The sequence below is a fragment of the Novosphingobium indicum genome, from assembly GCF_014645195.1.
In the GTDB taxonomy this organism is placed as follows: Bacteria; Pseudomonadota; Alphaproteobacteria; order Sphingomonadales; family Sphingomonadaceae; genus Novosphingobium; species Novosphingobium indicum.
This window is the reverse complement of record NZ_BMLK01000028.1, coordinates 20445-40721: the sequence shown is the minus strand read 5'-3', so window position 1 is coordinate 40721 and position 20277 is coordinate 20445. Positions and strand designations below refer to the sequence as shown.

Sequence of the window (20277 nt, the reverse complement as noted above, 5' to 3'; positions counted from 1 at the left end):
CGCCATCCTCAACCGCTTCACTGCGCTCGGAAGGCCCCAAACTCAGCGGGTCGCGTGATCAATGCCCATCAAAGACCAACTGCTACCCTGTGGTCGATTTGCGCAACAAAGCCGACCACCGATCCCGATGCCCGGCTGTTCAAGAAGGCGCGTGGCCAGGCTGCGAAGCTGTGCCACATGGCCCATGTCCTCATGGAGAACCGCAACGGCCTCGTTGTCGATACGATCCTGACCCATGCCACCGGCACCGCCGAACGCGAGGCGGCGCTGACCATGCTGGGGCGCATGGACGGGCGCCATCGGATTACCCTGGGCGCGGACAAGAACTATGACACCGCCGCCTTCGTCGCGGCGCTGCGCGAGATGGGCGTCACCCCGCACGTGGCCCAGAACAACACCAACCGGCGTTCTGCCATCGACGGGCGCACGACACGCCATCCCGGCTACGGCCTCTCCCAGAAAATCCGCAAGCGGATCGAGGAGGTGTTCGGGTGGGCCAAGACCTGCGGCACCATGCGAAAAACCCGTCACCGCGGGCAGGATCGCGTCGGATGGTCCTTCACGCTTACGGCTGCCGCCTACAACCTCATCAGACTGCCGAAACTACTGGCAGCGGCCTAGCCGTGCCGTTCACATCACCAAGACCGCGCCAACACGGCAGGCAACTTCGAATTTCAGCCTCGAATGAGCGAGGTCCTCGCCCCGCACCTTGGAAATCGGCGCGGTGGCGGCCACTGCGCCGCCTTTTTCCGCAGCCTGCTAAACATAGCCGAGGGTCGGAACGCCTTTTGAGGCCGCGAACCACATACACGAATTGCCGGTCCAGATCGACCTTCCGTTTCTTGCCCGAATGCGAACATGAAGGGCGAGCGTCGGAAAGGACGATTGTGCCCGGGTCCTCGCCGCCAAGTTCTCGCCTGCCATTGAAAGAGCGAACCGACGGCACCAGGGAGCCAAAAATCGGCGACTGAACGGCGACAAGGGCTCAGCCCCGGAAGCCGAATCCGATGGATTCGAATGCCTGCCTTCCCAACATTCTCCAACCATCAGCTGGCGTTCCGAACGGTCCGCAGTCCCGGTCATTGCCGCTATCGAGATGCCGAAAGATCGGGTAGAATTTGGCCACCGAGTGGTTAGACATCTGGAACGGGATGCCGCAGAAATCCAAGGGGCATTTTGGGCTGGCTAGACATGCTATCCTGCTGAAATCTCAAGATTGAGAGAGTCCGGCTCGAACCTCCACCCCTGCAATTTTCACCATTGATATCAATTAGCTGATCAAGCGATCCAGATCGAAGGTCTAACCCTACTGTCTAATGTGCAGGCACATGGTTGAAGGCCCGGCACGCTACGAGAAGCACCGGGCCTTCAGCGTCAATTCCCGCCCGGATCGGTGCCGCAGCCGCAATACTTGGCCCAGGCGTCCATCAGCTTGCGACGCTTGTTGAACAGGTCTCCCCGTCGATAAGCAGCCTCCGCTTTGCCCGGAATCGTGTGTGCAAGCGCCATCTCGCACACTTCATTCGAAAAATTGGTCGTCTCGGACGCCCAGTCCCGAAAGGTAGAGCGAAAGCCGTGTACGGTTTCCTCAATGCCCATCCGGCGCAGCAGCATGGGCATTGCCATGATACTAAGCGCATTGCCCTTCGCCGAATTCTTGAAGATCAAACCGGATCGCGACTTGGCAGGCGTGGCCTTGAGAATTTCAAGCGCCGCCTCGCACAATGGCACCCGATGCTCCCGCTCGGCCTTCATTCGCTCGGCTGGAACGATCCAGATCCGCTGGCGAAGATCGATCTCATCCCAATCCGCGTGGAGCACCTCAGCCGTTCGGGCAGCAGTCAGGATCAGAAATTCGAGAGCCCGTGCTGCGACAGCTGGACGTTCATGAAGTTTGGTCATGAACCGCTTGATACGATTGAATGGCAAGGCGGCATGATGGCCGCGCGAAGATTTCCGCCGTCGAGGCAAGAGTTGGTCCAGATGACCTCGCCAACGCGCCGGATTTTCGCCTTCACGCAGACCGTTTGCCTTGGCAGCATCAAGTACGTTCTCGATGCGTCCTCTGAGCCGGTCGGCAGTCTCGGGAACCCGACTCCAATGTGGCCGCAGTACTTTGAGAACGTCATCGGTCTCAATTTCGTGCAACAGCAGCGACCGGATCGGCGCGGCATAGACGGTCAGCGTCATTTTCCATTGGTCGATGTGCTTCGCGTTTTTCCAGGACGGCGACATCGTCTCTACGAAACTATCGGCATATTCGCCAAAGGTGACGTACCGGTTTGCCTTCGCTCGTTCAGCTTTGGGGTTTTTACCCTCGCTGATCATGGCGCGATACTCGGCTGCCTTCTCCCGCGCCTTGGCCAGGGACAAGGACCGGGCACTTCCGAGGCCCAGCTCCTTCTTGGCACCGCGCCAGGTGTATCGGAACAGCCAGCGGCGGCGAGTGGCATCGACAAACAGGAACAGGCCGCCGCCGTCGGCGTAGCGGCCTGGCTCCTTGATACCGGCAACTCGAGTGGCGGTGAGGCGATTCAGGGCATGACTGGTCACGATCTTGAACTCCTGTTCAAGACCCCTTCCCGCCATGGGTCGAAGGTTGGTGTGGTATGCCGGCCCCGGATCGGGACCCTCTTTGGGACCCTCTTTTGCGGCGCGCTCAAAGGATCCGGCTCGAGATTACCTGAGACGCCGAAATCCTGCAACCGACAGAAATTAAATGATTTTCTGGACGTCTTGAGACGTTGTGAGCCTGCTTGAAAAAGCGTGGCTGGCGGAGCGGGTGGGATTCGAACCCACGATACGGAGTTACCGTATACACACTTTCCAGGCGTGCGCCTTCGACCACTCGGCCACCGCTCCGCATCGCTGGTGAGCGCAGGCCCCTAGCGTGGCTTGCGGGGTTTCGCAAGCCGTCTCGCCGTGGCATTCCTGCGGCCATGAACAAAATTCTCCGGGGCCTTGCGCCCGTGCTCGCGGCGGCGACCGCCCTGTACCCTGCCCTGGCTGCCGACGAGGCTGCGGTGCTCAAGACTCCGGCGCAGGTCGTGGCCGCTGCGCCGCAAGCCGACTGGAAGCCGATCGCACCGTCGGACCTGCTGGTAATGGACCTCGCGCCGGACGGCGACGACGAGCCGCGACGGGTGGTGATCCAGCTGATGCCCGCGCCCTTCTCGCAAGGGTGGGTGGAGAACATACGCAAGCTGGCGGCCGCGCATTGGTTCGACGGGATCGCGGTCGTGCGCGTGCAGGACAACTACGTGGTGCAATGGGGCGATCCCGAGGGCGAAAACCCGGACAAGGCCAAGCCGCTGCCGGAGGGACTCACCGTCATGAGCGAGGCCGATTACACCGCGCGCGCCAGCGAGGCGACCGCGCCCGAATTGCGCGAGAAGGTGAAGGCGCTCGAGAACCTTGCGCAGATGATGTCGAACGTGAGCGACCTCGCGCCGGTCGAAGTGCTGCACGGACGCGATCCCTATGCGCTCGCCACCGGGTTCGAGACAGGCTGGCCGGTCGCGTCCGACGGCAAGGACCTCTGGCCGACGCATTGCTACGGCTCGGTGGGTGTCGGCCGCAACGTCTCGCCGGATACCGGCACCGGCGCCGAACTCTATGCCGTGATCGGCCATGCGCCCCGTCAGCTCGACCGCAACATTGCCGTGGTGGGCCGCGTTATTGCCGGGATCGGACTGCTCTCCTCGCTGCCGCGCGGGACCGGGGAGCTGGGGTTCTACGAGACGCCGGAGGAACGCACGCCCATCGTTTCGGTCCGCATGGGCGATACGGTGCCCGACCTGCCAGCCTACGAATATCTGGCGACCGACAGCGCCAGTTTCGCCGCCTATGCCTACACGCGCGCCAACCGGAAGGATGCGTTCTACATCCAGCCCGCCGGGGGCGTCGATGTGTGCAACGCTCCGGTGCCGATCCGCGAAGTAAAGCCGTGACCGCCCGGTGAGCGAGCGCATCGTCCATACCGGCCGCCTGTGGCGCTGGACCGGGGCTTCGGGCAACGGGACATGGCATTTCGTGACCATCGACGGCGAGGCCGGCGAAGCGCTGTCCGGCACGGCGCTGATGCGCAAGCTGGAAGGCAACGCGCGCGGCTTCGGCTCGCTCAAGGTCTCCGCCCGGATCGGCGAAAGCACCTTTGCCACGTCGGTTTTTCCGAGCAAGGCGGACGGGGGCTGGCTGCTACCGGTCAAGCGCGCCATTCGCCGCGCCGAGGATCTGGCGGACGGCGATGAAGTGAACGTGGTTCTGGAGGTCTGAACCGCCGCCGGCGAATCAGATGCGCACGGCATCGGTCACCGCTTCGCTGGCGCGCAGCGCGCCGACGATGCGGGTGAGATGCGCCAGGTCGGCGACTTCCAGATCGACCTCGTAAGTGCCGAAGGGATCGTCGCGCTGGACCATGTTGAGGCTGGAGACGTTCGCCCGGTTCGACGCGAAGATCTGCGTGACTTCGGCCAGCGTGCCGGGGCGATTGTAGAGCACCAGCCGCAGCCGGCCGATAGCGCCGGTGGTGCGTTCGCCCCACGAGAGGTCGAGCCAGTCGACATCGACGCCGTTCGCCAGAGTCAGGCAGTCGATGGTGTGGACTTCGACCTTCTTGTCAGGCCGGCGCAGGCCGACGATGCGGTCGCCCGGCACCGGGTGGCAGCATTGCGCCAGTTCGAAGCCCATGCCCGCGGTAAGCCCCTTGATGGAAATCGCGCGCTCGCTGCGCGTCCATTCGGGTTCCTCGGGCAGTTCGGCGGTGCTGCCGGGCACGAGAGCTTCCATCACTTCACGATCGCTCAGACGCGCGGAGCCGATGGCGATCATCAGGTCTTCCTCGTCGCGCAGGTCCAGCCGCTTGATAGCGCTGTCGATCGCCTTCTTGCCGATGCGCTGCGGCAGGCGGTCGGCGATCTCGTCGAAGAGCTTGGCACCGATCTCGGCGACTTCCGCGCGTTCCTTGGCGCGCACCGCACGGCGGATGGCGGCGCGGGCCTTTCCGGTCACGACGAAAGCCAGCCACGGCAGCTGCGGTTCGGAGGTCTCGCTCTTGATGATCTCGACGACGTCGCCATTGGCGAGCTGTGTGCGCAGCGGCACGTGGCGCCCGTTGATCTTGGCGCCGACCGCGGCATTGCCGAGATCGGTGTGCACCGCAAAGGCGAAGTCGACCGCGGTCGAGCCCTTGGGCAACTGGTGCAGCGCACCCTTGGGCGTGAAGGCGAAGATGCGGTCCTGATAGATCGCGAGCTTGGTGTGCTCGAGCAGTTCGTCGGGATCGTGGGTATTGTCGACGATCTCGATCAGGTCGCGCAGCCAGCCGACCTGCCCGTCGGGGCGGCTCCCGCCCTGCTTGTAGGCCCAGTGCGCGGCCAGCCCGAACTCGTTGAGCCGGTGCATCTCGCGGGTACGGATCTGCACTTCCATCCGCATCGAGTTTTCGTAGATCAGCGCAGTGTGCAGCGACTTGTAGCCGTTGGACTTGGGCGTCGAGATGTAATCCTTGAAGCGCCCCGGGATCATCTGCCAGGTCTGGTGCAGCACGCCGAGCGCGCGGTAGCAGTCTTCGGGCGTGTCGGTCAGCACGCGGAAGGCCATGATGTCGGTGATCTGCTCGAAGGTCACATGGCGCTCGGCCATCTTCTTCCAGATCGAGTACGGGTGCTTCTCGCGCCCGGTCACTTCAACGTTCACGTCGGCTTCGGCGAGCGCCTGCTTGATGGCGAGCGCGATGGCATCGACCTGCCCGCCTTCCTGACTGCGGATCTGCGCGAGGCGTCCGGTGATCGTGGCGTAGCCTTCGGGCTCGAGCTGCTCGAAGGCGAGCAGCTGCATCTCGCGCATGTATTCGTACATGCCCACGCGCTCGGCCAGCGGCGCGTAGATATCCATGGTCTCGCGCGCGATGCGCTGGCGCTTCTCCGGCTTCTTGATGAAGTGCAGCGTGCGCATGTTGTGCAGCCGGTCGGCCAGCTTCACGAGCAGGACGCGCAGGTCCTCGCTCATCGCCAGCAGCAGCTTGCGCAGGTTTTCCGCCGCGCGCTCGCTCTCGGTCATCGCCTCGATCTTCGAGAGCTTGGTGACGCCGTCGACCAGCCGGGCGACATCCGGACCGAACAGCTTCTCGATCTCGTCGATCGTCGCCAGCGTATCCTCGACCGTGTCGTGCAGCAGCGCGGTGATGATGGTCTGCTGGTCGAGCTTGAGCTCGGTCATCAGACCGGCGACTTCGACCGGATGGCTGAAATAGGGGTCGCCGCTCGCGCGCTTCTGGGTGCCGTGCTTCTGGACGGTATAGACATAGGCGCGGTTCAGCAGGGCCTCGTCGGCCTCCGGCGCGTATTCCTTGACGCGTTCGACGAGTTCGTACTGGCGCAGCATACCAATCGACATGTCAGGATTTTTTCCAAGGCGGCAAGAGGCAAGCCCCTTAGTTGCAATCTTTGCAATTACAGAGCGGTCCTCCGGACAAACGCGTAGAAACATTAAAAACGCTTAACCGACACCCGTCCGCACCGTCCTGTGAAGGGCACGGACGTGGGTTCTGGAACGGGGGATTCCGCCAGACCGCGTCCGTGCCCGGGCAAGGAAACGGGTAAACAGGGGCGTACTGACATGGGTGCCACAGCAGGTCTCAAACTCGCGCAAGCGGAGCCGGTCACCGGCCCGGTGATAAGTCTCGTCCAGGCGAGCATCCATGGCGGCGAAGCAGCCGAGCACGAGCCGCGTCCGCCCCGCCAGCGCACGCTGATCCGCGCCGTCATCCGGGCGCCGGGCATTCCCGGGCAGGATGTGATCGTGCGCAATGTCTCGGAACGCGGCATGCGGCTCGTCTCGCGCGGCATCTGTCCGCATGTGGGCGAGCGTCTCAGCATCAGCCTGCCGGATACGGTTCTGGTCGAGGGCGACGTGCGATGGGCAAGGGGTGAGGAATTCGGCATCGAACTGACCGCAGACCTCGATCTGCGCCACCTCGGCCTCACCAACCAGCGCCGCCACGCCAGCGATGCCGGAAAGGTCATCCACTGGCTGGTCGATGAACGCCTGCGCCGTCAGAATGAGGAACAACGCCCGCAACTGCGCAGCTGCTGAAACGAGAATGCGCCGCGGGGCGGGTTCAGCGCCTTGGACGGGTTTCCGGCAGGGCCAGCAGCACCGGCAGGACACCGAGCGCCACAACCGCGATCATGATGCCCGGTGCAGCCGGTGAGCCCGTCGTCTCCATCAACCACTGTGCCAGCCAGGGGGTAAGGCCGCCGAAAAGCGCCGTGGCCGTCGTCGCGCCGAGCGCCAGACCGCTCAGGCGCCCTTCGGCGGGCACCTGCTCGGCGGTCGCGACCGCGCCCACGGCACTCACGCCGCCCGCCAGCATCGCCAGCAGCACCGCGCCGGTCAGCGCAGCGCCGGAAGCAGCCCCCGCAAGCATGGTGAACAGCAGGTAGGGCAGCGCCGCTGCCAGAACCGCAAGCCCGATCAGGACCGGACGGCGTCCTACCCTATCCGACAGCATGCCCACGAAGGGCGTCACCACGATCACCGCGACACCGGCCACCGTGGCCAGTTGCAGCGCCTGCGCTTCGGTCAGGCTGCCGGCTGAGGTCAGGAACACCGGCACATAGGTGATGCCGACATAGTAGGTAATCGAGCCCAGTGCCGAGATCGCGAAGCCGCGCAGCACGCCGCTGCGGTGGTTGCGCATGGCGCGGACCAGCGGGCGCTTGTGCAGCCGCCCTTCCTCGCGGTGCATCTCGAACTCGGGCGATTCCTCCATCGAGGCGCGGACCAGCAGGATCGATCCCGCCAGTGCGGCGCCGAAAAAGAACGGAATGCGCCAGCCCCAGCTATCGAGTGCAGGGGTGGGCAGCAAGCTGACGGTCAGCGCGGCCACACCCGCCGCGAGCAGGCCGCCGATTTCGCTGGTCGCCGCCGCCAGCGACGTGACGAGGCCGCGCCGCCCCGGCTGTGCGCCTTCGAGCATATAGGCGACGACGCCGGTATATTCGCCGCCCACCGCAAAGCCCATCACGCAGCGCAGAAGCAGAAGCAGCACGCCCGCCATCGGCCCGATCTGCGCAGCGGTGGGCAGGCAGGCCGTAGCCAGCATCGCCGCCGTCATCAGCGCCATACTCGCCAGCAGTGTGGTGCGCCTGCCGTGCCGGTCGCCGAAATGGCCGAAGACCATCGCGCCCACCGGCCGCATCAGATAGGCCATGGCAAAGCCCGCCAGCGTCGTCAGAACCGCCGCTTCGCCGAGGAAGAAGACGCGCGACAGCACGGTCGCAAGATAGAGGTAGAGGGTGAAGTCGTACCACTCCACCACCGTCGAGAGGGCTGCCAGCGCGAGCGATCGACGGCCGAGCGGACGGATCACGGTCATGCCGCAAGCCTACCGATGCGGCACTCGGCCAGCAACCGGAGGTGCCCGGCAAGGCGTTTTCCTACTCGGCGCGAATGTGCTGTGGTGGGCCCCATGCATGCCCAACGCACGAACCGGCGAATTGATCGCCCCCTTCATCATTGCGAGGGATGGCAAGGTGACACATCACAATCGCCCGCAGCGAAAGGTCACACTGCGGACAGCCCGAGCGCCCACAAGGTGACACTCGTAAGAGGCCTCAAGCCCTTGAAAAACAGCCTATCTGCCAGGCACAGGCCGCAAGGTGACACCTGCCGGTCAACCGCACATTCCGCACGCTTGGTGTCAACCGGAGAGTCACACCGCCCGGCGCCGTCAGCTCCAGGTCGCCTCGGGTGGCAGGCTCATCAGGATCGCGTCGATGTTGCCGCCGGTCTTCAGGCCGAACAGCGTGCCCCTGTCGTAGACGAGGTTGAATTCGGCATAGCGCCCGCGCCATTCGAGCTGCTGCGCCTTGTCGGCGGGCGTGAAGTCCATGCCCATGCGCCGGCGCACGAGACGTGGGAACACGGCAAGAAACGCCTCGCCCACGGCCTTCGTGAACGCGAAGTTGGCTTCCCATGCGGCTTCGTCCGCGCATTCCAGGTGGTCGTAGAAGATGCCGCCCACGCCGCGGTGGACCTGCCGGTGCGGGATGTAGAAATACTCGTCGGCCCAGGCCTTGAAGCGCTCGTAGTAGTCGGCGCCGTGGGCATCGCAGGCGGCCTTGAGCTCGGCGTGAAACTCGGCGGTGTCCTCATCGTAGGGCAGCGGCGGATTGAGATCGGCGCCGCCGCCGAACCAGGCCTTGGTCGTGGTGAGGAAACGGGTGTTCATGTGCACCGCGGGCACATGCGGGTTCGCCATGTGCGCCACCAGACTGATGCCGGTCGCCGAAAACTGGTTCTGATCAGCCGACGCACCGTTGATCGTGGCGGCGAAGTCCTTGGCGAGACCGCCTGCGACCGTCGAGATGTTGACGCCGACCTTCTCGAACACCTGGCCTTTCATCACCCCGCGGGTACCGCCGCCGGTCTCCCCTTCCCCGCCTTCGACGGCCGCGCGTTTCCACGGCGTGTACTGGAAGGCGGCATCGGAACCGGCCTCGCGCTCGATCGCCTCGAACTCGGCGCAAATGCTGTCGCGCAGGGCTTGGAACCATTCGCTGGCGCGGGCGGTATAGGGTGTCCAGTCAGTCATCGCGTGCGCTTGCCAAATCGGGCGCGCTGCGGCAAGGGAAAGCCATGGTTCCCTTTTCGTTCCACAATCAGGAAATGCAGCTCGTCGCAGGCGCGCCCGGCAAGGCCAGCGCGCTCTACTGGCCGCGCGAGCAGGCGCTGCTGGTGGCAGACCTGCATCTGGAAAAGGGCAGCTACTATGCGCGCACAGGTCAGATGCTGCCCCCCTACGACAGCCGCGAGACGCTGGAACGCCTCGCATCGGCGGTGCGCACCACCGGGGCCCGGCGCGTCTTCGCGCTGGGAGACAACTTTCACGACAGTCTGGGACCGGACCGACTCGAGCCCCATGCCGCCGGGATGCTCGCCGCACTCACCCGCGCGCTCGACTGGGTATGGATCACCGGCAACCACGATCCCGATCTCGGCGAAAACGCAGGCGGGACATGCTTGGAGGAACTGGACGTCGGCGGGATCGTCCTGCGGCACATGGCCAGGCCGGGTTCCCGCGAACCCGAGCTATCCGGCCACTTCCATCCCCGCCTGGTGGTTGCGGCGCGGGGGCGCAGAATTGCCCGGCCCTGTGCCGTGAAGAGCGAGAACCGACTGATCCTTCCCGCCTTTGGCGCGCTTACCGGCGGGATGGATGCAGCCGACCCGGCAATCCTCTCCGCGCTGCAACCGGCGGAGGCGATTGATGCGCTGCTGACCGCGCAGGACCGACTAGTTTGCTATCCCCTCTGGCGAAAAGCAGCCTGAGGGCCCATAATAGAGAGGTGGCCGGATAATCCCGGCCGGGCTGAACTTGTGTAATACGCACGAAATCCTGCTTTGCGTAGGAGCGCGATTCGCATTAAGGCCCCCAAATTCGAGCCCTAGACGACGATAACGACTCAGGAGAACGCATATAGCACCCCCACCCCGGCGTATGATGACGCCACCGGTCAAGAGTGGACCGCGCTACAACCAATTCATTCAGGCCGACAAGGTCCGCGTAATCGATGGCGAAGGCGAAAACCTTGGCGTCATGTACACTCGACAGGCGATCGAAGAAGCTGCTGAGGTAGGCCTCGATCTGGTCGAGGTGTCGCCGAACGCTGACCCGCCGGTGTGCAAGTTCCTCGATGTCGGCAAGTACCGGTATGAGGCCCAGAAAAAGGCCAATGCCGCGCGCAAGAGTCAGAAGACGCAGGAGATCAAAGAGATCAAGATGCGTCCGAACATCGATGACCACGACTACGAAACCAAGATGCGCAACGTCCACCGCTTCATCGAAGACGGTGACAAGGTGAAGGTCACCCTGCGTTTCCGCGGCCGCGAACTGTCGCACCAGCAGCTCGGCATGAACCTGCTGCGGCGCGTGCAGGAAGACGTGGCCGAGATCGCCAAGGTCGAAGCCTATCCGCGCATGGAAGGCCGCCAGATGCTGATGGTGCTCTCGCCCAAGTAAGCTGAAGAGCCCGCCATCCGGCGACAGACGAAGGGCGCTCCGCAGGGAGCGCCCTTTGTTTTTGAAGCTCCTGAGATGGGGCGATCAGGGTGACGAAGGCGCGTTACTCTCGTCCTCGCCCTCGTCGCCGGTATCGACCAAAGTCGCCATGTCTGTGCCGTTCCATTCGGGGTCGCTTTCCAGCCGGGCGAGCATGGCGCGAGCGACATTCGCCAGCCCCCGACCGTGCGGATTGTAGGCGATCGGCCGCAAGGCGATCATGGCCTCGCGCTGCCGCCCCAGCCGGATCAGCGCCGTGGCAAGGTTCATCCGCAGCCCCAGATCGAAGGGGGCCAGCTGCGATGCGCGGATCAGCCCGGCGATGGCCAGCGGCGGCGGCTCCACCCCCTGATTGGCGAAGCTGCGGTAGAAATAGATCAGCGGCAGCGGGTGGTCGTTCTCGCGGTGATTGAGCGCAACAAACGGGGCCCGTGCCGTCTTGTAGGCCTGAGCCGGATCGTCGGCATCGCGGGCCATGCTGAACAGGGCATAGCCCTTCTGCACATAGGCGTTGACCTGCGACGGATCGCGAGCCAGCGCCTTGTCTGCCGCAGCGATGGCCTCGGCATTGTCGCCCGCATCGTATTCCGCCTCCGCAAGCGCCGACAGCACCGCCGGATCGTCCGGATAGCGCGCGGCCACTTCGCGGGCTTCATCAAGCAAGGCCTTGGCCTCCTCTGCATCGACGCCGCGGCGCGAGCGGATGCGGATCGGCATCATTGCCGCCTCACCATCGCTGAGACGCCGCACCTTGATCGGCCCGATCTTGATCAGCCGCGCCGGCAGGTTGAACGCCTGCATCCTGCGGCGGTTGAGATACTGATCGAGTTCCTTTTCCAGCACGTCGAAATCGCCGAACGCCTCCAGCGCTGCATCGCGCATGCTGCTGCCATCGTGCAGGAGATCGAGGTACTTATCGAGCTGGCCACTCCGCGCCTTCTCGAACGTCAGGTAGTGATAGAGCAGCCAGCTCTTGCCGTAGAAGGCATCGTAGCTGCGCTTCTCCTGCTTCTCGTACTCGGTGGGATCGAGCAGATCGGCAACCTTGACGTCCTTCGCGTAGAACAGCTCACCGGCGCGATGCTGGGCGGGACGACCCAGCATAAGGCCGCCATCCTTCTTGAAGCTGGCCGAGGCAAAGAACTCCGCGGCACCTTCCGACAGCCAGCGCGGCATCGCCATGGCATTGGCCGAGATCAGGAAGTGATGGGCATATTCATGGAGCAAGGTGACCATCGAGAAATCGGCGACGCCATTACCGGCATCGACCCTGGGCACAATCGCCAGCGAACCGCCTGCCCTCGGGATATAGAACCCGCCGATGTACTTGTTGTCCGTCCCATAGAGCTTGCGCACCGCATTCTGGTTGCGCACCACATAGACGGTCACCCGGTTCGAAGGACTGGGCACCGCCGGGCTGCGCATGAGCGTAAATTCCAGCGCGGAGTGATACTGTTCAAGCTGCTCGGAAAAGCGCGAGATATCGCGCTCGCTGTCGTCAGCGTAGATAACGAAGTGCTCGCTGGATGCCTGCATCCAATCGGCACGGGCCGCAGTCGGCGAAAGAGCGAAGGCCAGCAGCCCCGCAAGGATCCTGAAACGCATGAAATTCCCCTTTGCCCACGATAAAGCTACGGCGCGCGCGGCAAAAGGCAATCCATGGCAAAAATGTAATGGTTAAGACGGTTTAGCTTTCCGGGCACAGTATGTCTGGAAAGCTATAAAACCGCCGCAGCTCGAGGCGCCCCATCAATGTCCAAGATCGGGGAAAGGCGATCCGGTGGGATCGAAGGCGAACTGCACGTCGGTCAGCTTTCCGAGGAACGGTGCATCGGCCCGGGCGCCGGCCAGAACGGTCGATCCGTTGTCGATGCCGACACCGAACGTTTCCGACAGGCCGAAATACCACGGCAAGGCAAACTGCACCGTCTTGTCGGCCAGCACCTTGTCGCCCGAGCGGATAATGACCTGATAGACAATCCGCCCGTGGTCGGAATGTTGCCGACCAGTCCGGGGAATTGCCACTTGCCCCCGCGCCGCTTGAAATCGGCCAGCGCCTTGCCCATCGATTCCACTGCCGTATCGCTCAGATTGTGGATTGGATAGACATTGTAGCGCTTCGCCTGCTCGTCGAATGCGCGCGCAAAGCTGGCGGTAATGCTGCTGCCCTCCATCGGCGTCTGGAGCACGTTGTTGACGGTCTTTGCCAACGGGACACGCGACGCTTCGAGGATCGTCGGCGCAATGTCCGAGACGTGGACGAAGTCCTGCCGCACTTCGCCCTGCCCCTTCATGTGGCCGGGCCAGGCGATCACCAGCGGCACGCGGGTCCCGCCTTCGTGTGTGATTTGTTTCCAGTACCATGCGATGCATGGTCATTATAAAACGGATCACGAAACGGCGGTGCGGCGACGTCTCGATTTGCGCGCTTGCCGATCCGGCGGGCGGCTGTCTATGCCCTGCGGCAGGGGTTGCGTTCATTGCGAACGCTGAAAGGGGATGGAACGGGCATCGGCATGAACGCCAGAACGATCGGGTTTGTCGCCGGACTGGCGATGTTCGCCGCGACGCTGATATTGCCGGCCCCGGGCGGCATGGCGGGCCAGGCCTGGGTCGTTGCCGGGCTGGTGGCGCTGATGGCTGCCTGGTGGATGACCGAGGCGATCCCGCTGACGGCCACGGCCCTGATGCCGTTCCTCGTCCTGCCCTTCGCCGGGATCATGACGGCGAAGGAGACGGCTTCCTCGTACTATTCGCCCACGCTGTTCCTGATCCTCGGCGGCGCGTTCCTCGCGCTCGCCATCGAGCGGACGGGACTGCACCGGCGGCTCGCGCTGGCACTGCTCGAAGGCCTCGGATCGTCCGGCGGCGCGCCGCGACTGCTTTTCGCCTTCATGATGGCCGCCGCGATCCTCTCCATGGCGATTTCGAACACCTCGACGTCGTTGATCATGATGCCGATGGCCCTGGCCGTGATCGAGGCAGGCGGCATTCCCGCGGGTGAACGCCGGGGCCTTGCCGGAGCCCTGCCGATGGGCATTGCCTTTGCTGCCTCGATCGGCGGGCTTGGCACCATCGTCGGCTCGCCCACCAATGCCATTGCCGTTGCCCTGCTCGATACCACCATCGGCGTGCGGGTGAGCTTCGCGCAGTGGAGCATGATCGGTGTGCCGGTGGTTCTGGTCGGCATTCCGCTTGCAACATGGATCATCGTGCGCACGCAGGCGGTCGCGGCACATCCTTTCAACATCGGCGCTGCGCGCAAGGCGATCCACGTCACGCGCCGGTGGAGCGTGCCGGAGAAGCGCCTCGTCCCGCTCGTTGCCGCAGCCTTCCTGCTCTGGATGGCCACACCGCTGCTGGCGCCGCTGCTGCCGAAAGGTTCGCTCACCGACGGTACCATCGCCATCGGCGTGAGCCTGCTGCTTTTCGTCCTGCCCGACGGGACCGGCCGCAAGCTGCTCAACTGGCCGGAAGCCAACCGCGCGCCGTGGGACGTGATCATGATGTTCGGCGGCGGCCTCGCTCTCGCGGAGGGCATGGGGCAGTCGGGTCTTGCCGACTGGCTCGGTCAGTCGCTGCTGCCGCTGTCCGCCGTACCGCTGCCGATCGTGGCGCTGGCGATCACCGCTATGGTCATCCTGATTACCGAGTTCGCCAGCAATGTCGCCACGGCCAGCGGCATCATGCCCGTGGTCGCCAGCCTGACGCTGGCGCTGGGCGTCGATCCCATCCTGCTGGCCATGCCCGCCGCGCTCGCCGCGAGCTGGGGCTTCATGCTGCCTGCCGGCACCGGTCCGAACGCGATCGCATGGGCCACCGGGCGCATCGAACTGCCGCGCATGATCCGCGCCGGGTTCCTGCTCGATGTCGCGGGCGCCCCGCTGATCGTGGCCGTGGTCTGGGCGATGGCCTGGCTGATGGGCGGCTAGAAGACCCTAGCCCTTCCACTCGCGGCGTTCTTCGGCCGCGCGCAGCACTTCGTAGGCAAGCTGATAGGTCTGGAAGGCCTTGGCCGCCTCGGCATCGCCCGGTCGCACATCGGGATGCACTTCCTTGGCCTTGGTGCGCCAGGCCTTGCGCACCTGATCGAAGGTCGCGTCGGATTCGAGATCGAGCGCTTCCAGAGCGCGCAGTTCATCGCGGCTGCGGGTGCCGTCGCCGGATCCACCCCAGCCATAGTGTGCCGATTCCTGATAGCCTGCGGTTTCGGCCCGCTCCTGCGCCTCGCGCTCGGCGGCGGCTTCCTTGTCGAGACCGGCGAAGTAGTCCCAGCCTGAATTGTATTCCGCTGCGTGCTTCTGGCAGAAATACCAGCGGTCGGGGCTGTTGGGGCTCTTGGGGGCCGGGCAGTCGCCGGGCTCGCTGCAGCCGTGCCGGTCGCACAGGCGTACCTGCGTCGCCTCGCGCGAGCTGCCATAGCCGCGCCAGCGCGGGAAACCCCAGTCATTGGATCTGCGTGCGCGGCTCATCCGACTGCCGATACGCTGCGAATCGAAACCGATGCAAGCCCGCGCTGCAAACTGGCCGGGCGCGCGGGGGCAGAAAACCGGCGCGCGCCCGTCAGCATCAGTCGATGGTAACCGTCACGGCGCGGCGGTTCTGGGCCCATGCCTGCTCGTTCGAGCCGAGCGCCACCGGGCGTTCCTTGCCGTAGCTGATCGTGCCGAGGCGCGAGGCATCGACGCCCAGGCTCACCAGATAGTTCTTGGCGGCATTGGCGCGGCGTTCGCCCAGCGCAAGGTTGTATTCGCGCGTGCCGCGTTCGTCGGCATGCCCTTCGATCGTGGCGCGCTTGTTCGGATACTGCATCAGCCACTGCGCCTGCTTGGCAAGCGCCTGCTGGTCCATCGAATCGATGTCGTACTTGTCGGTGTCGAAATAGATGGTGTCCGCGCCCATCATCTTCGCCACGAAATCGGCCTGGCTGCCGGCCACCGGGCCCAGCGGCTGGGTCGGCGCGGTCGTGGTTGTGGTTGCCGGCCCCGGCTCGGGCGGCAATTCCTGCGGTGCGGAGGTCTTGCAGGCGGATACGGCCAGGGCGCCTGCGACAAGGAGCATTGTCGCGCCAGTCCGGGTGTGTCGGGAAATGGAGAGGGAAGAAGGCATAGGGCAATCTCCTGTCATGCACGACCACAGATAATGGCCAGCAAGGGGTGAAGTTCCGTGCAATTGCTAACCGAGTCAACCTGAACGCGAGTCAACGCGCTCAGGCAGCCCGCAATATCAGGGGCGGATCGGACCCCAGGCGGGGTCGGAAGCGCCGACCGGCGTCGGCAGCTTGCGCTCGTTGCGGCCGGTCAGGTCTACCTGCCAGATCGAGGCAACGCCGGAGTTCTTCTCGGTCCGGAAGAACTGCACGATGCGGCCGTTCGGCGACCACGTCGGCGCCTCATCCTGCCAGGAATTGGTCAGGTACCGCATGTTGCGACCGTTCGGTGTCATCACCGCGATACGCAGGTCACCGGCGATATGCGTGAAAGCGATCTGGTCGCCGCGCGGGCTCCATTCGGGTGTCGCCGAGCGGCCGCCGAAGAAGGTGATGCGCTGCTGCTGCGATCCGTCCGCGTTCATCACGTAGATCTGCTGCGTACCCGAACGGTCGCTTTCGAACACGATCTTGCGGCCATCAGGCGAGAAGCTGCCGCCGATATCAATACCCGGGCTGTCGGTAAGCTTCTGCGGCTCGCCGCCGGATGCCGGGATCTTGTAGATATCGGTATTGCCGGCAATCGCCATCGAATAGAGCACCCACTTGCCATCGGGCGACCAGCGCGGCGCGAACGTGGAGTTGCGGCTGCGCACCAGCAGCTTCTGCGTATCGGTGCGCAAGTCGTAGACATAGATGCTCGGCTCTCCGTTGAGGTAGGAGAGGTAGAGGATTTTCGAATAGTCCGGCGAATAGCGCGGGGTCAGCGCCGTCGCCTGTCCGCTGGTGAGATAGCGCATATTCGCGCCATCCGAATCCATCACCGCCAGACGCTTCATGCGGTGGCTCTTGGGGCCGGTCTCGGCGATGTAGGCGATCCGGGAATCGAAGAACGGGCTTTCGCCGGACAGGCGCGAATAGACCATGTCGGCGCACTTGTGCGCGGCCCGGCGCCAGTCGGCCGGTCCGACTTGCCAGCCTGCCTTGGCAAGTTGCTGCTTGAGCGCCACGTCATAGAGGTAGCAACCGACCGTCAGGTCGCCGCCGGGATTGGCATGGACATAGCCCTGCACGAGCATGTCGGCGCTGCGGTAGGTCCAGATCGGATAGTTGGGTGCCTGGACTTCGCCGAAGCTCGGCTGCGGCAGGCCGACCGGACCCGAGGGCTTGAACAGGCCGTTGTTCTTGAGATCAGCCGCGATCACCGTGGAGAGCGCGCGGCCCAGAGCCGCGGTCGAACCGGCATTGGTGCTGGTGGGCACATCGGCATCGGTTGCGAAAGTGGTGATGGCGATGCCGAGGTCCTGCCAGGCTCCGTCCGCCGAAACCGAGCCGGTCAGGCCCCCGTCATCGGCCTCGAGCCCCTGTTCGGCCTCAACTGTGGCGTCGGGAGATGGCATCGCATCAGCAGGCTGTGCCTGTGCAGCGAGCGGCGCCGCGCCAGCCAGGGCAAATGCCAGAGCGAGCGAAAGCGAAAGGGCAGTCTTGGAGCGGGCGGTCATTGGGAAAGCCTCACGTCAAAGCGGAACGAGGAAACGCGTTTCCACGCATCGTAGTATTCCGAAGGAAGATTGAAAGGCGAAGCGAGCTGAACGGCGCGGATGGCCTGCTCGGCATGGCGATCGGCCTGCGCGGAATTGGCAGCGTTGACCCCGAGCTGGCGCACGACCTGCGGCCTGCCGACGAGATTGCCGCTGCGATCGAGATTGAACGACAGGATCGTCACCAGCTTGTCGACATCGACGCCATCGGGCGGGCTCCAGTGCGGCTTGAGCTGCCGGGTAATCGCGGCGGAAAGCGCCGAACGCACCTGCGGTCCGATCTCCGATGCCGGCGTGCCATTGCCGGAATCGGACGTCGCGCCGGGCGTACCGTCCTTGAAGGCGGAATCGAAAGCACTGGCACCCGACTTTTTGGGCGGTGTCCTGCTGGAGCTCGACGAGGACGAACTGCGGCTGCTCGGGCGCGAGATGATGTCATCGATGGCGCTGGTCTGGCGGCTAGGCGACTTCTTGGGCGGGTCCTTGGCGGCAGGCTTCGGACGCTCGGTCGCGCGCGGCGCGGGCTTCGGCTGGGGCCGGGGTTCGGGGCGCGCAGCAGGGCGCGGCTGCGGTGCTTCCACGGCAGGCGGCGCTGGCTCCGGCAGCGCGGGAACCTCCTGCGCCGGTTCGGGCGGCGGAGCCGGCTCGCCCAGCTCGGGGCCGCGATCGGCCGCGGCCTGGCTGAACGGGTCGGGCGACGTCGAGGTCTTGCCGTAGAGGTCGCTGATCGTCACTTCGATCCGCTCGGGCGGCTTCACGACAAGGTCGTGCGGCGGGCGGATCAGCATGGCCGCCAGCACGGCCGCGTGCAGCGCGACCGCGACGACGAGACCGATGCATTCTTCTTTCCCGAGGGCGATGGCTGCCATCCGCGAGACCTTTATCCCGGCCGCCTTAACCGCCGCTGACGTCGGTCACGAGCGAGATCGACGTGAAGCCCGCGCGGTTGAGCTCGCCCATGACTTCCATGACCCGTCCGTAGTCGAGCGCCTTGTCCGCACGCAGCGTCACCAGCGGCATCTTTCCGTCCGGTTCCGGTGATACCGAGGCGAGCCGGTCGAGCAGTTCCCCCGGTGCCAGCGGCGAGGCCTCGAAGAAGATCACGCCGTCGCGGCGGATGCTGATGGTGACCTGCGCGGCCTCCTCGCTCATCGCCTTGGCGCGGCTTTCGGGCAGTTCGATAGGCACGGCCGCCTTGAGCAGCGGCGCGGTGACCATGAAGATGATGAGCAGCACCAGCATGACGTCGACGAGCGGCGTCACGTTGATTTCCGCCATCGGCGCCCGGCTGCGCCCGCCGCGCCGCGCCTTGCCTTGAGAGTGGAGGCCCATGGCCATCAACGCGCCTCCAGCTGGCGCGTCAGGGCCGAATGCAGCTTGTCGGCAAAGCGCTGCAAACGGGCTTCGAACGCGTTCACGCGATGCGAGAAACGGTTGTAGGCGATGACCGCCGGGATAGCCGCGAACAGGCCGATGGCCGTCGCGAACAGCGCCTCGGAAATGCCGGGAGCAACTACGGCCAGCGAAGAATTCTGTTGCTGGCCGATCTGGAAGAAGCTGTTCATGATGCCCCAGACGGTGCCGAGCAGACCGACGAACGGCGCCACCGAACCGACGGTCGCCAGGAAGTTCAGGCGGGCGGCAAGCCTGTCCGCCTCTTCACCGACAGCCGAATTCATGGCCATGGCAATGCGCTGGCGCACGCCTTCGTAGTCGGCGGTCCGCGTCGAGGCATTGCGCCGCCATTCGGCCAGTCCGGCGCTTGCCACCTTACCCATCGGCACATCGCCCCGACGACGGCCCTTCTGGTAGGATTCGAAGTTCTCCGCCTCCCAGAAACCGTCCTCGTATTCGTCGCAACGCCGCGAAACACGGCCCATCCGCAGGATGAAGGTCACGATGATGGTCCAGACCCAGATGCTCGCAAGGAGCAGGCCAAGCATGATCGCCTGCACCACGATGTCGGCATCGAGGAACAGCTTGACCGGGTTGAGCCTGCCGGAATCGCCAGCGAAATTCAGAGTGGAAGCGAGCAGATCGAGAGTCATTCTTGTCCTTCCAGGCCTTCGGCGAATGCAGTGAATGCGTCTTGCCAGTGGGCAGGTTGTTTGCGGGGTCGTCCGTCAGGGCCAATGAACCCGACCTTTACGGTAGCTTCGGCGAGGCGAGTGTCCCCCCGCAGCGCCACCTGATGCAGCGTGCAGGAAACGCGGCCGACATGCCGCGCCGTCGTTTCCACCAGCACCGTGTCCCCCAGGCGGGCCGGCGAGAGGTAGCGCAAATGCACTTCGGCAACGGTGTAGAGCCCGTCCCCGGCATCGAGCGCGGCGCGCTGATCGATGCCGAACAGCTCCACCAGATCCGAGCGCGCCCGCTCGAACCAGCGCAGATAATTGGCGTGATAGACCACCCCGCCCGCGTCGGTATCCTCGTAGAACACGCGCAGGGCGTAGCGATGCCGGCCACCGTCGATGGCGCCGCGATCGGGTTGAGGGAAAGCCGTCATGCGGCGCGTTGTGTAA

General features: G+C 64.7%; 20 protein-coding genes, 1 tRNA gene and 1 pseudogene. 7 read left to right on the top strand and 15 right to left on the bottom strand.

Annotated elements, in window-relative coordinates; genetic code table 11:
* Positions 1–621: IS5 family transposase (locus IEX64_RS20775; protein ID WP_373290178.1), on the top strand; the 621-nt coding region annotated here is incomplete at its 5' end.
* A gap of 753 nt (positions 622–1374) precedes the next feature.
* Here the strand turns inward: IEX64_RS20775 and IEX64_RS20770 are convergent.
* Both IEX64_RS20770 and IEX64_RS20765 read right to left on the bottom strand, forming a co-directional pair.
* Positions 1375–2553 carry a tyrosine-type recombinase/integrase gene (locus tag IEX64_RS20770; RefSeq protein ID WP_229710611.1) on the bottom strand — a complete coding sequence of 393 codons (1179 nt, stop codon included), beginning with the start codon at positions 2551–2553 and terminating at the stop codon, positions 1375–1377.
* A gap of 218 nt (positions 2554–2771) precedes the next feature.
* A tRNA-Ser gene (locus IEX64_RS20765) sits at positions 2772–2862 on the bottom strand.
* Between the two features lie 77 nt (positions 2863–2939).
* Here IEX64_RS20765 and IEX64_RS20760 point away from each other — a divergent pair.
* Positions 2940–3950 carry a peptidylprolyl isomerase gene (locus tag IEX64_RS20760; RefSeq protein ID WP_188822856.1) on the top strand — a complete coding sequence of 337 codons (1011 nt, stop codon included), beginning with the start codon at positions 2940–2942 and terminating at the stop codon, positions 3948–3950.
* Positions 3951–3957: 7 nt separating this feature from the next.
* Positions 3958–4275: a DUF1905 domain-containing protein gene (locus IEX64_RS20755; RefSeq protein ID WP_188822854.1), complete on the top strand. Its 318-nt coding sequence runs from the start codon at positions 3958–3960 to the stop codon at positions 4273–4275.
* Positions 4276–4290: 15 nt separating this feature from the next.
* Here IEX64_RS20755 and IEX64_RS20750 read toward each other — a convergent pair whose 3' ends face one another.
* The gene (locus IEX64_RS20750; protein WP_188822860.1) at positions 4291–6384 is read right to left on the bottom strand and encodes a RelA/SpoT family protein; all 2094 of its coding nucleotides are present in this window, start codon (positions 6382–6384) and stop codon (positions 4291–4293) included.
* A 234-nt stretch (positions 6385–6618) separates the two neighbouring features.
* Here IEX64_RS20750 and IEX64_RS20745 point away from each other — a divergent pair, with 234 nt between their 5' ends.
* Positions 6619–7095, top strand: coding sequence for a PilZ domain-containing protein (locus IEX64_RS20745; protein ID WP_188822852.1), 477 nt, complete (start codon positions 6619–6621; stop codon positions 7093–7095).
* A gap of 25 nt (positions 7096–7120) precedes the next feature.
* Here the strand turns inward: IEX64_RS20745 and IEX64_RS20740 are convergent, their stop codons facing one another.
* Together IEX64_RS20740 and hemF are read right to left on the bottom strand one after the other, a co-directional pair.
* Positions 7121–8380 (bottom strand): MFS transporter, encoded by a 1260-nt coding sequence (locus tag IEX64_RS20740; RefSeq protein WP_188822850.1) that lies wholly within the window; start codon positions 8378–8380, stop codon positions 7121–7123.
* A gap of 354 nt (positions 8381–8734) precedes the next feature.
* Positions 8735–9598 carry an oxygen-dependent coproporphyrinogen oxidase gene (gene hemF / locus IEX64_RS20735; RefSeq protein ID WP_188822848.1) on the bottom strand — a complete coding sequence of 288 codons (864 nt, stop codon included), beginning with the start codon at positions 9596–9598 and terminating at the stop codon, positions 8735–8737.
* A gap of 44 nt (positions 9599–9642) precedes the next feature.
* Here hemF and pdeM point away from each other — a divergent pair, with 44 nt between their 5' ends.
* The gene (pdeM, locus tag IEX64_RS20730) at positions 9643–10335 is read left to right on the top strand and encodes a ligase-associated DNA damage response endonuclease PdeM (RefSeq protein ID WP_188822846.1); all 693 of its coding nucleotides are present in this window, start codon (positions 9643–9645) and stop codon (positions 10333–10335) included.
* A gap of 169 nt (positions 10336–10504) precedes the next feature.
* Positions 10505–11026: a translation initiation factor IF-3 gene (infC, locus tag IEX64_RS20725; protein WP_188822844.1), complete on the top strand. Its 522-nt coding sequence runs from the start codon at positions 10505–10507 to the stop codon at positions 11024–11026.
* An 84-nt stretch (positions 11027–11110) separates the two neighbouring features.
* Here the strand turns inward: infC and IEX64_RS20720 are convergent, their stop codons facing one another.
* The 3 genes and pseudogenes from IEX64_RS20720 to IEX64_RS24805 form a co-directional block, all read right to left on the bottom strand.
* The gene (locus tag IEX64_RS20720; RefSeq protein ID WP_188822842.1) at positions 11111–12670 is read right to left on the bottom strand and encodes a DUF1570 domain-containing protein; all 1560 of its coding nucleotides are present in this window, start codon (positions 12668–12670) and stop codon (positions 11111–11113) included.
* A 144-nt stretch (positions 12671–12814) separates the two neighbouring features.
* The gene (locus tag IEX64_RS24500) at positions 12815–13090 is read right to left on the bottom strand and encodes a hypothetical protein (protein ID WP_229710610.1); all 276 of its coding nucleotides are present in this window, start codon (positions 13088–13090) and stop codon (positions 12815–12817) included.
* Between the two features lie 176 nt (positions 13091–13266).
* Positions 13267–13434, bottom strand: a pseudogene (locus IEX64_RS24805) (sulfatase/phosphatase domain-containing protein); the annotation flags it as partial.
* 147 nt (positions 13435–13581) lie between these two features.
* Between IEX64_RS24805 and IEX64_RS20710 the strand changes: the two are divergent.
* On the top strand, positions 13582–14997 hold the full coding sequence (locus IEX64_RS20710; protein WP_188822837.1) for an SLC13 family permease: 1416 nt from the start codon (positions 13582–13584) through the stop codon (positions 14995–14997).
* 6 nt (positions 14998–15003) lie between these two features.
* On the opposite strand, the gene IEX64_RS20705 is transcribed toward IEX64_RS20710, so the two are convergent.
* From IEX64_RS20705 to IEX64_RS20675, 7 genes are all read right to left on the bottom strand, one after another.
* On the bottom strand, positions 15004–15537 hold the full coding sequence (locus IEX64_RS20705; RefSeq protein ID WP_188822834.1) for a J domain-containing protein: 534 nt from the start codon (positions 15535–15537) through the stop codon (positions 15004–15006).
* A gap of 97 nt (positions 15538–15634) precedes the next feature.
* A complete protein-coding gene (pal, locus tag IEX64_RS20700) occupies positions 15635–16174 on the bottom strand; it encodes a peptidoglycan-associated lipoprotein Pal (protein ID WP_188822832.1) in 540 nt (179 codons plus the stop codon).
* Positions 16175–16291: 117 nt separating this feature from the next.
* Positions 16292–17716, bottom strand: a complete 1425-nt coding sequence (gene tolB / locus IEX64_RS20695; RefSeq protein WP_188822830.1) for a Tol-Pal system beta propeller repeat protein TolB — start codon at positions 17714–17716, stop codon at positions 16292–16294.
* Positions 17713–18624 carry a cell envelope integrity protein TolA gene (gene tolA, locus IEX64_RS20690; protein ID WP_188822828.1) on the bottom strand — a complete coding sequence of 304 codons (912 nt, stop codon included), beginning with the start codon at positions 18622–18624 and terminating at the stop codon, positions 17713–17715. The genes tolB and tolA overlap by 4 nt, the downstream gene beginning before the upstream one ends.
* Positions 18625–18649: 25 nt before the next feature.
* Positions 18650–19093, bottom strand: coding sequence for an ExbD/TolR family protein (locus tag IEX64_RS20685; RefSeq protein ID WP_188822825.1), 444 nt, complete (start codon positions 19091–19093; stop codon positions 18650–18652).
* A complete protein-coding gene (gene tolQ, locus IEX64_RS20680) occupies positions 19093–19803 on the bottom strand; it encodes a protein TolQ (protein ID WP_188822823.1) in 711 nt (236 codons plus the stop codon). The genes IEX64_RS20685 and tolQ overlap by 1 nt, the downstream gene beginning before the upstream one ends.
* Positions 19800–20261 (bottom strand): YbgC/FadM family acyl-CoA thioesterase, encoded by a 462-nt coding sequence (locus tag IEX64_RS20675; protein WP_188822820.1) that lies wholly within the window; start codon positions 20259–20261, stop codon positions 19800–19802. The genes tolQ and IEX64_RS20675 overlap by 4 nt, the downstream gene beginning before the upstream one ends.
* Positions 20262–20277 lie beyond the last annotated feature (16 nt).

Coding starts and splice junctions, on each gene's coding strand:
- pal (WP_188822832.1), bottom strand. CDS start 16,174: ATGCCTTCTTCCCTCTCCATTTCCCGACACACCCGGACTGGCGCGACA.
- IEX64_RS20705 (WP_188822834.1), bottom strand. CDS start 15,537: ATGAGCCGCGCACGCAGATCCAATGACTGGGGTTTCCCGCGCTGGCGC.
- IEX64_RS20710 (WP_188822837.1), top strand. CDS start 13,582: ATGAACGCCAGAACGATCGGGTTTGTCGCCGGACTGGCGATGTTCGCC.
- IEX64_RS20720 (WP_188822842.1), bottom strand. CDS start 12,670: ATGCGTTTCAGGATCCTTGCGGGGCTGCTGGCCTTCGCTCTTTCGCCG.
- IEX64_RS20675 (WP_188822820.1), bottom strand. CDS start 20,261: ATGACGGCTTTCCCTCAACCCGATCGCGGCGCCATCGACGGTGGCCGG.
- IEX64_RS20760 (WP_188822856.1), top strand. CDS start 2,940: ATGAACAAAATTCTCCGGGGCCTTGCGCCCGTGCTCGCGGCGGCGACC.
- IEX64_RS20740 (WP_188822850.1), bottom strand. CDS start 8,380: ATGACCGTGATCCGTCCGCTCGGCCGTCGATCGCTCGCGCTGGCAGCC.
- tolQ (WP_188822823.1), bottom strand. CDS start 19,803: ATGACTCTCGATCTGCTCGCTTCCACTCTGAATTTCGCTGGCGATTCC.
- IEX64_RS20685 (WP_188822825.1), bottom strand. CDS start 19,093: ATGGCCATGGGCCTCCACTCTCAAGGCAAGGCGCGGCGCGGCGGGCGC.
- hemF (WP_188822848.1), bottom strand. CDS start 9,598: ATGACTGACTGGACACCCTATACCGCCCGCGCCAGCGAATGGTTCCAA.
- IEX64_RS20745 (WP_188822852.1), top strand. CDS start 6,619: ATGGGTGCCACAGCAGGTCTCAAACTCGCGCAAGCGGAGCCGGTCACC.
- infC (WP_188822844.1), top strand. CDS start 10,505: ATGATGACGCCACCGGTCAAGAGTGGACCGCGCTACAACCAATTCATT.
- pdeM (WP_188822846.1), top strand. CDS start 9,643: ATGGTTCCCTTTTCGTTCCACAATCAGGAAATGCAGCTCGTCGCAGGC.
- tolB (WP_188822830.1), bottom strand. CDS start 17,716: ATGACCGCCCGCTCCAAGACTGCCCTTTCGCTTTCGCTCGCTCTGGCA.
- IEX64_RS20750 (WP_188822860.1), bottom strand. CDS start 6,384: ATGCTGCGCCAGTACGAACTCGTCGAACGCGTCAAGGAATACGCGCCG.
- tolA (WP_188822828.1), bottom strand. CDS start 18,624: ATGGCAGCCATCGCCCTCGGGAAAGAAGAATGCATCGGTCTCGTCGTC.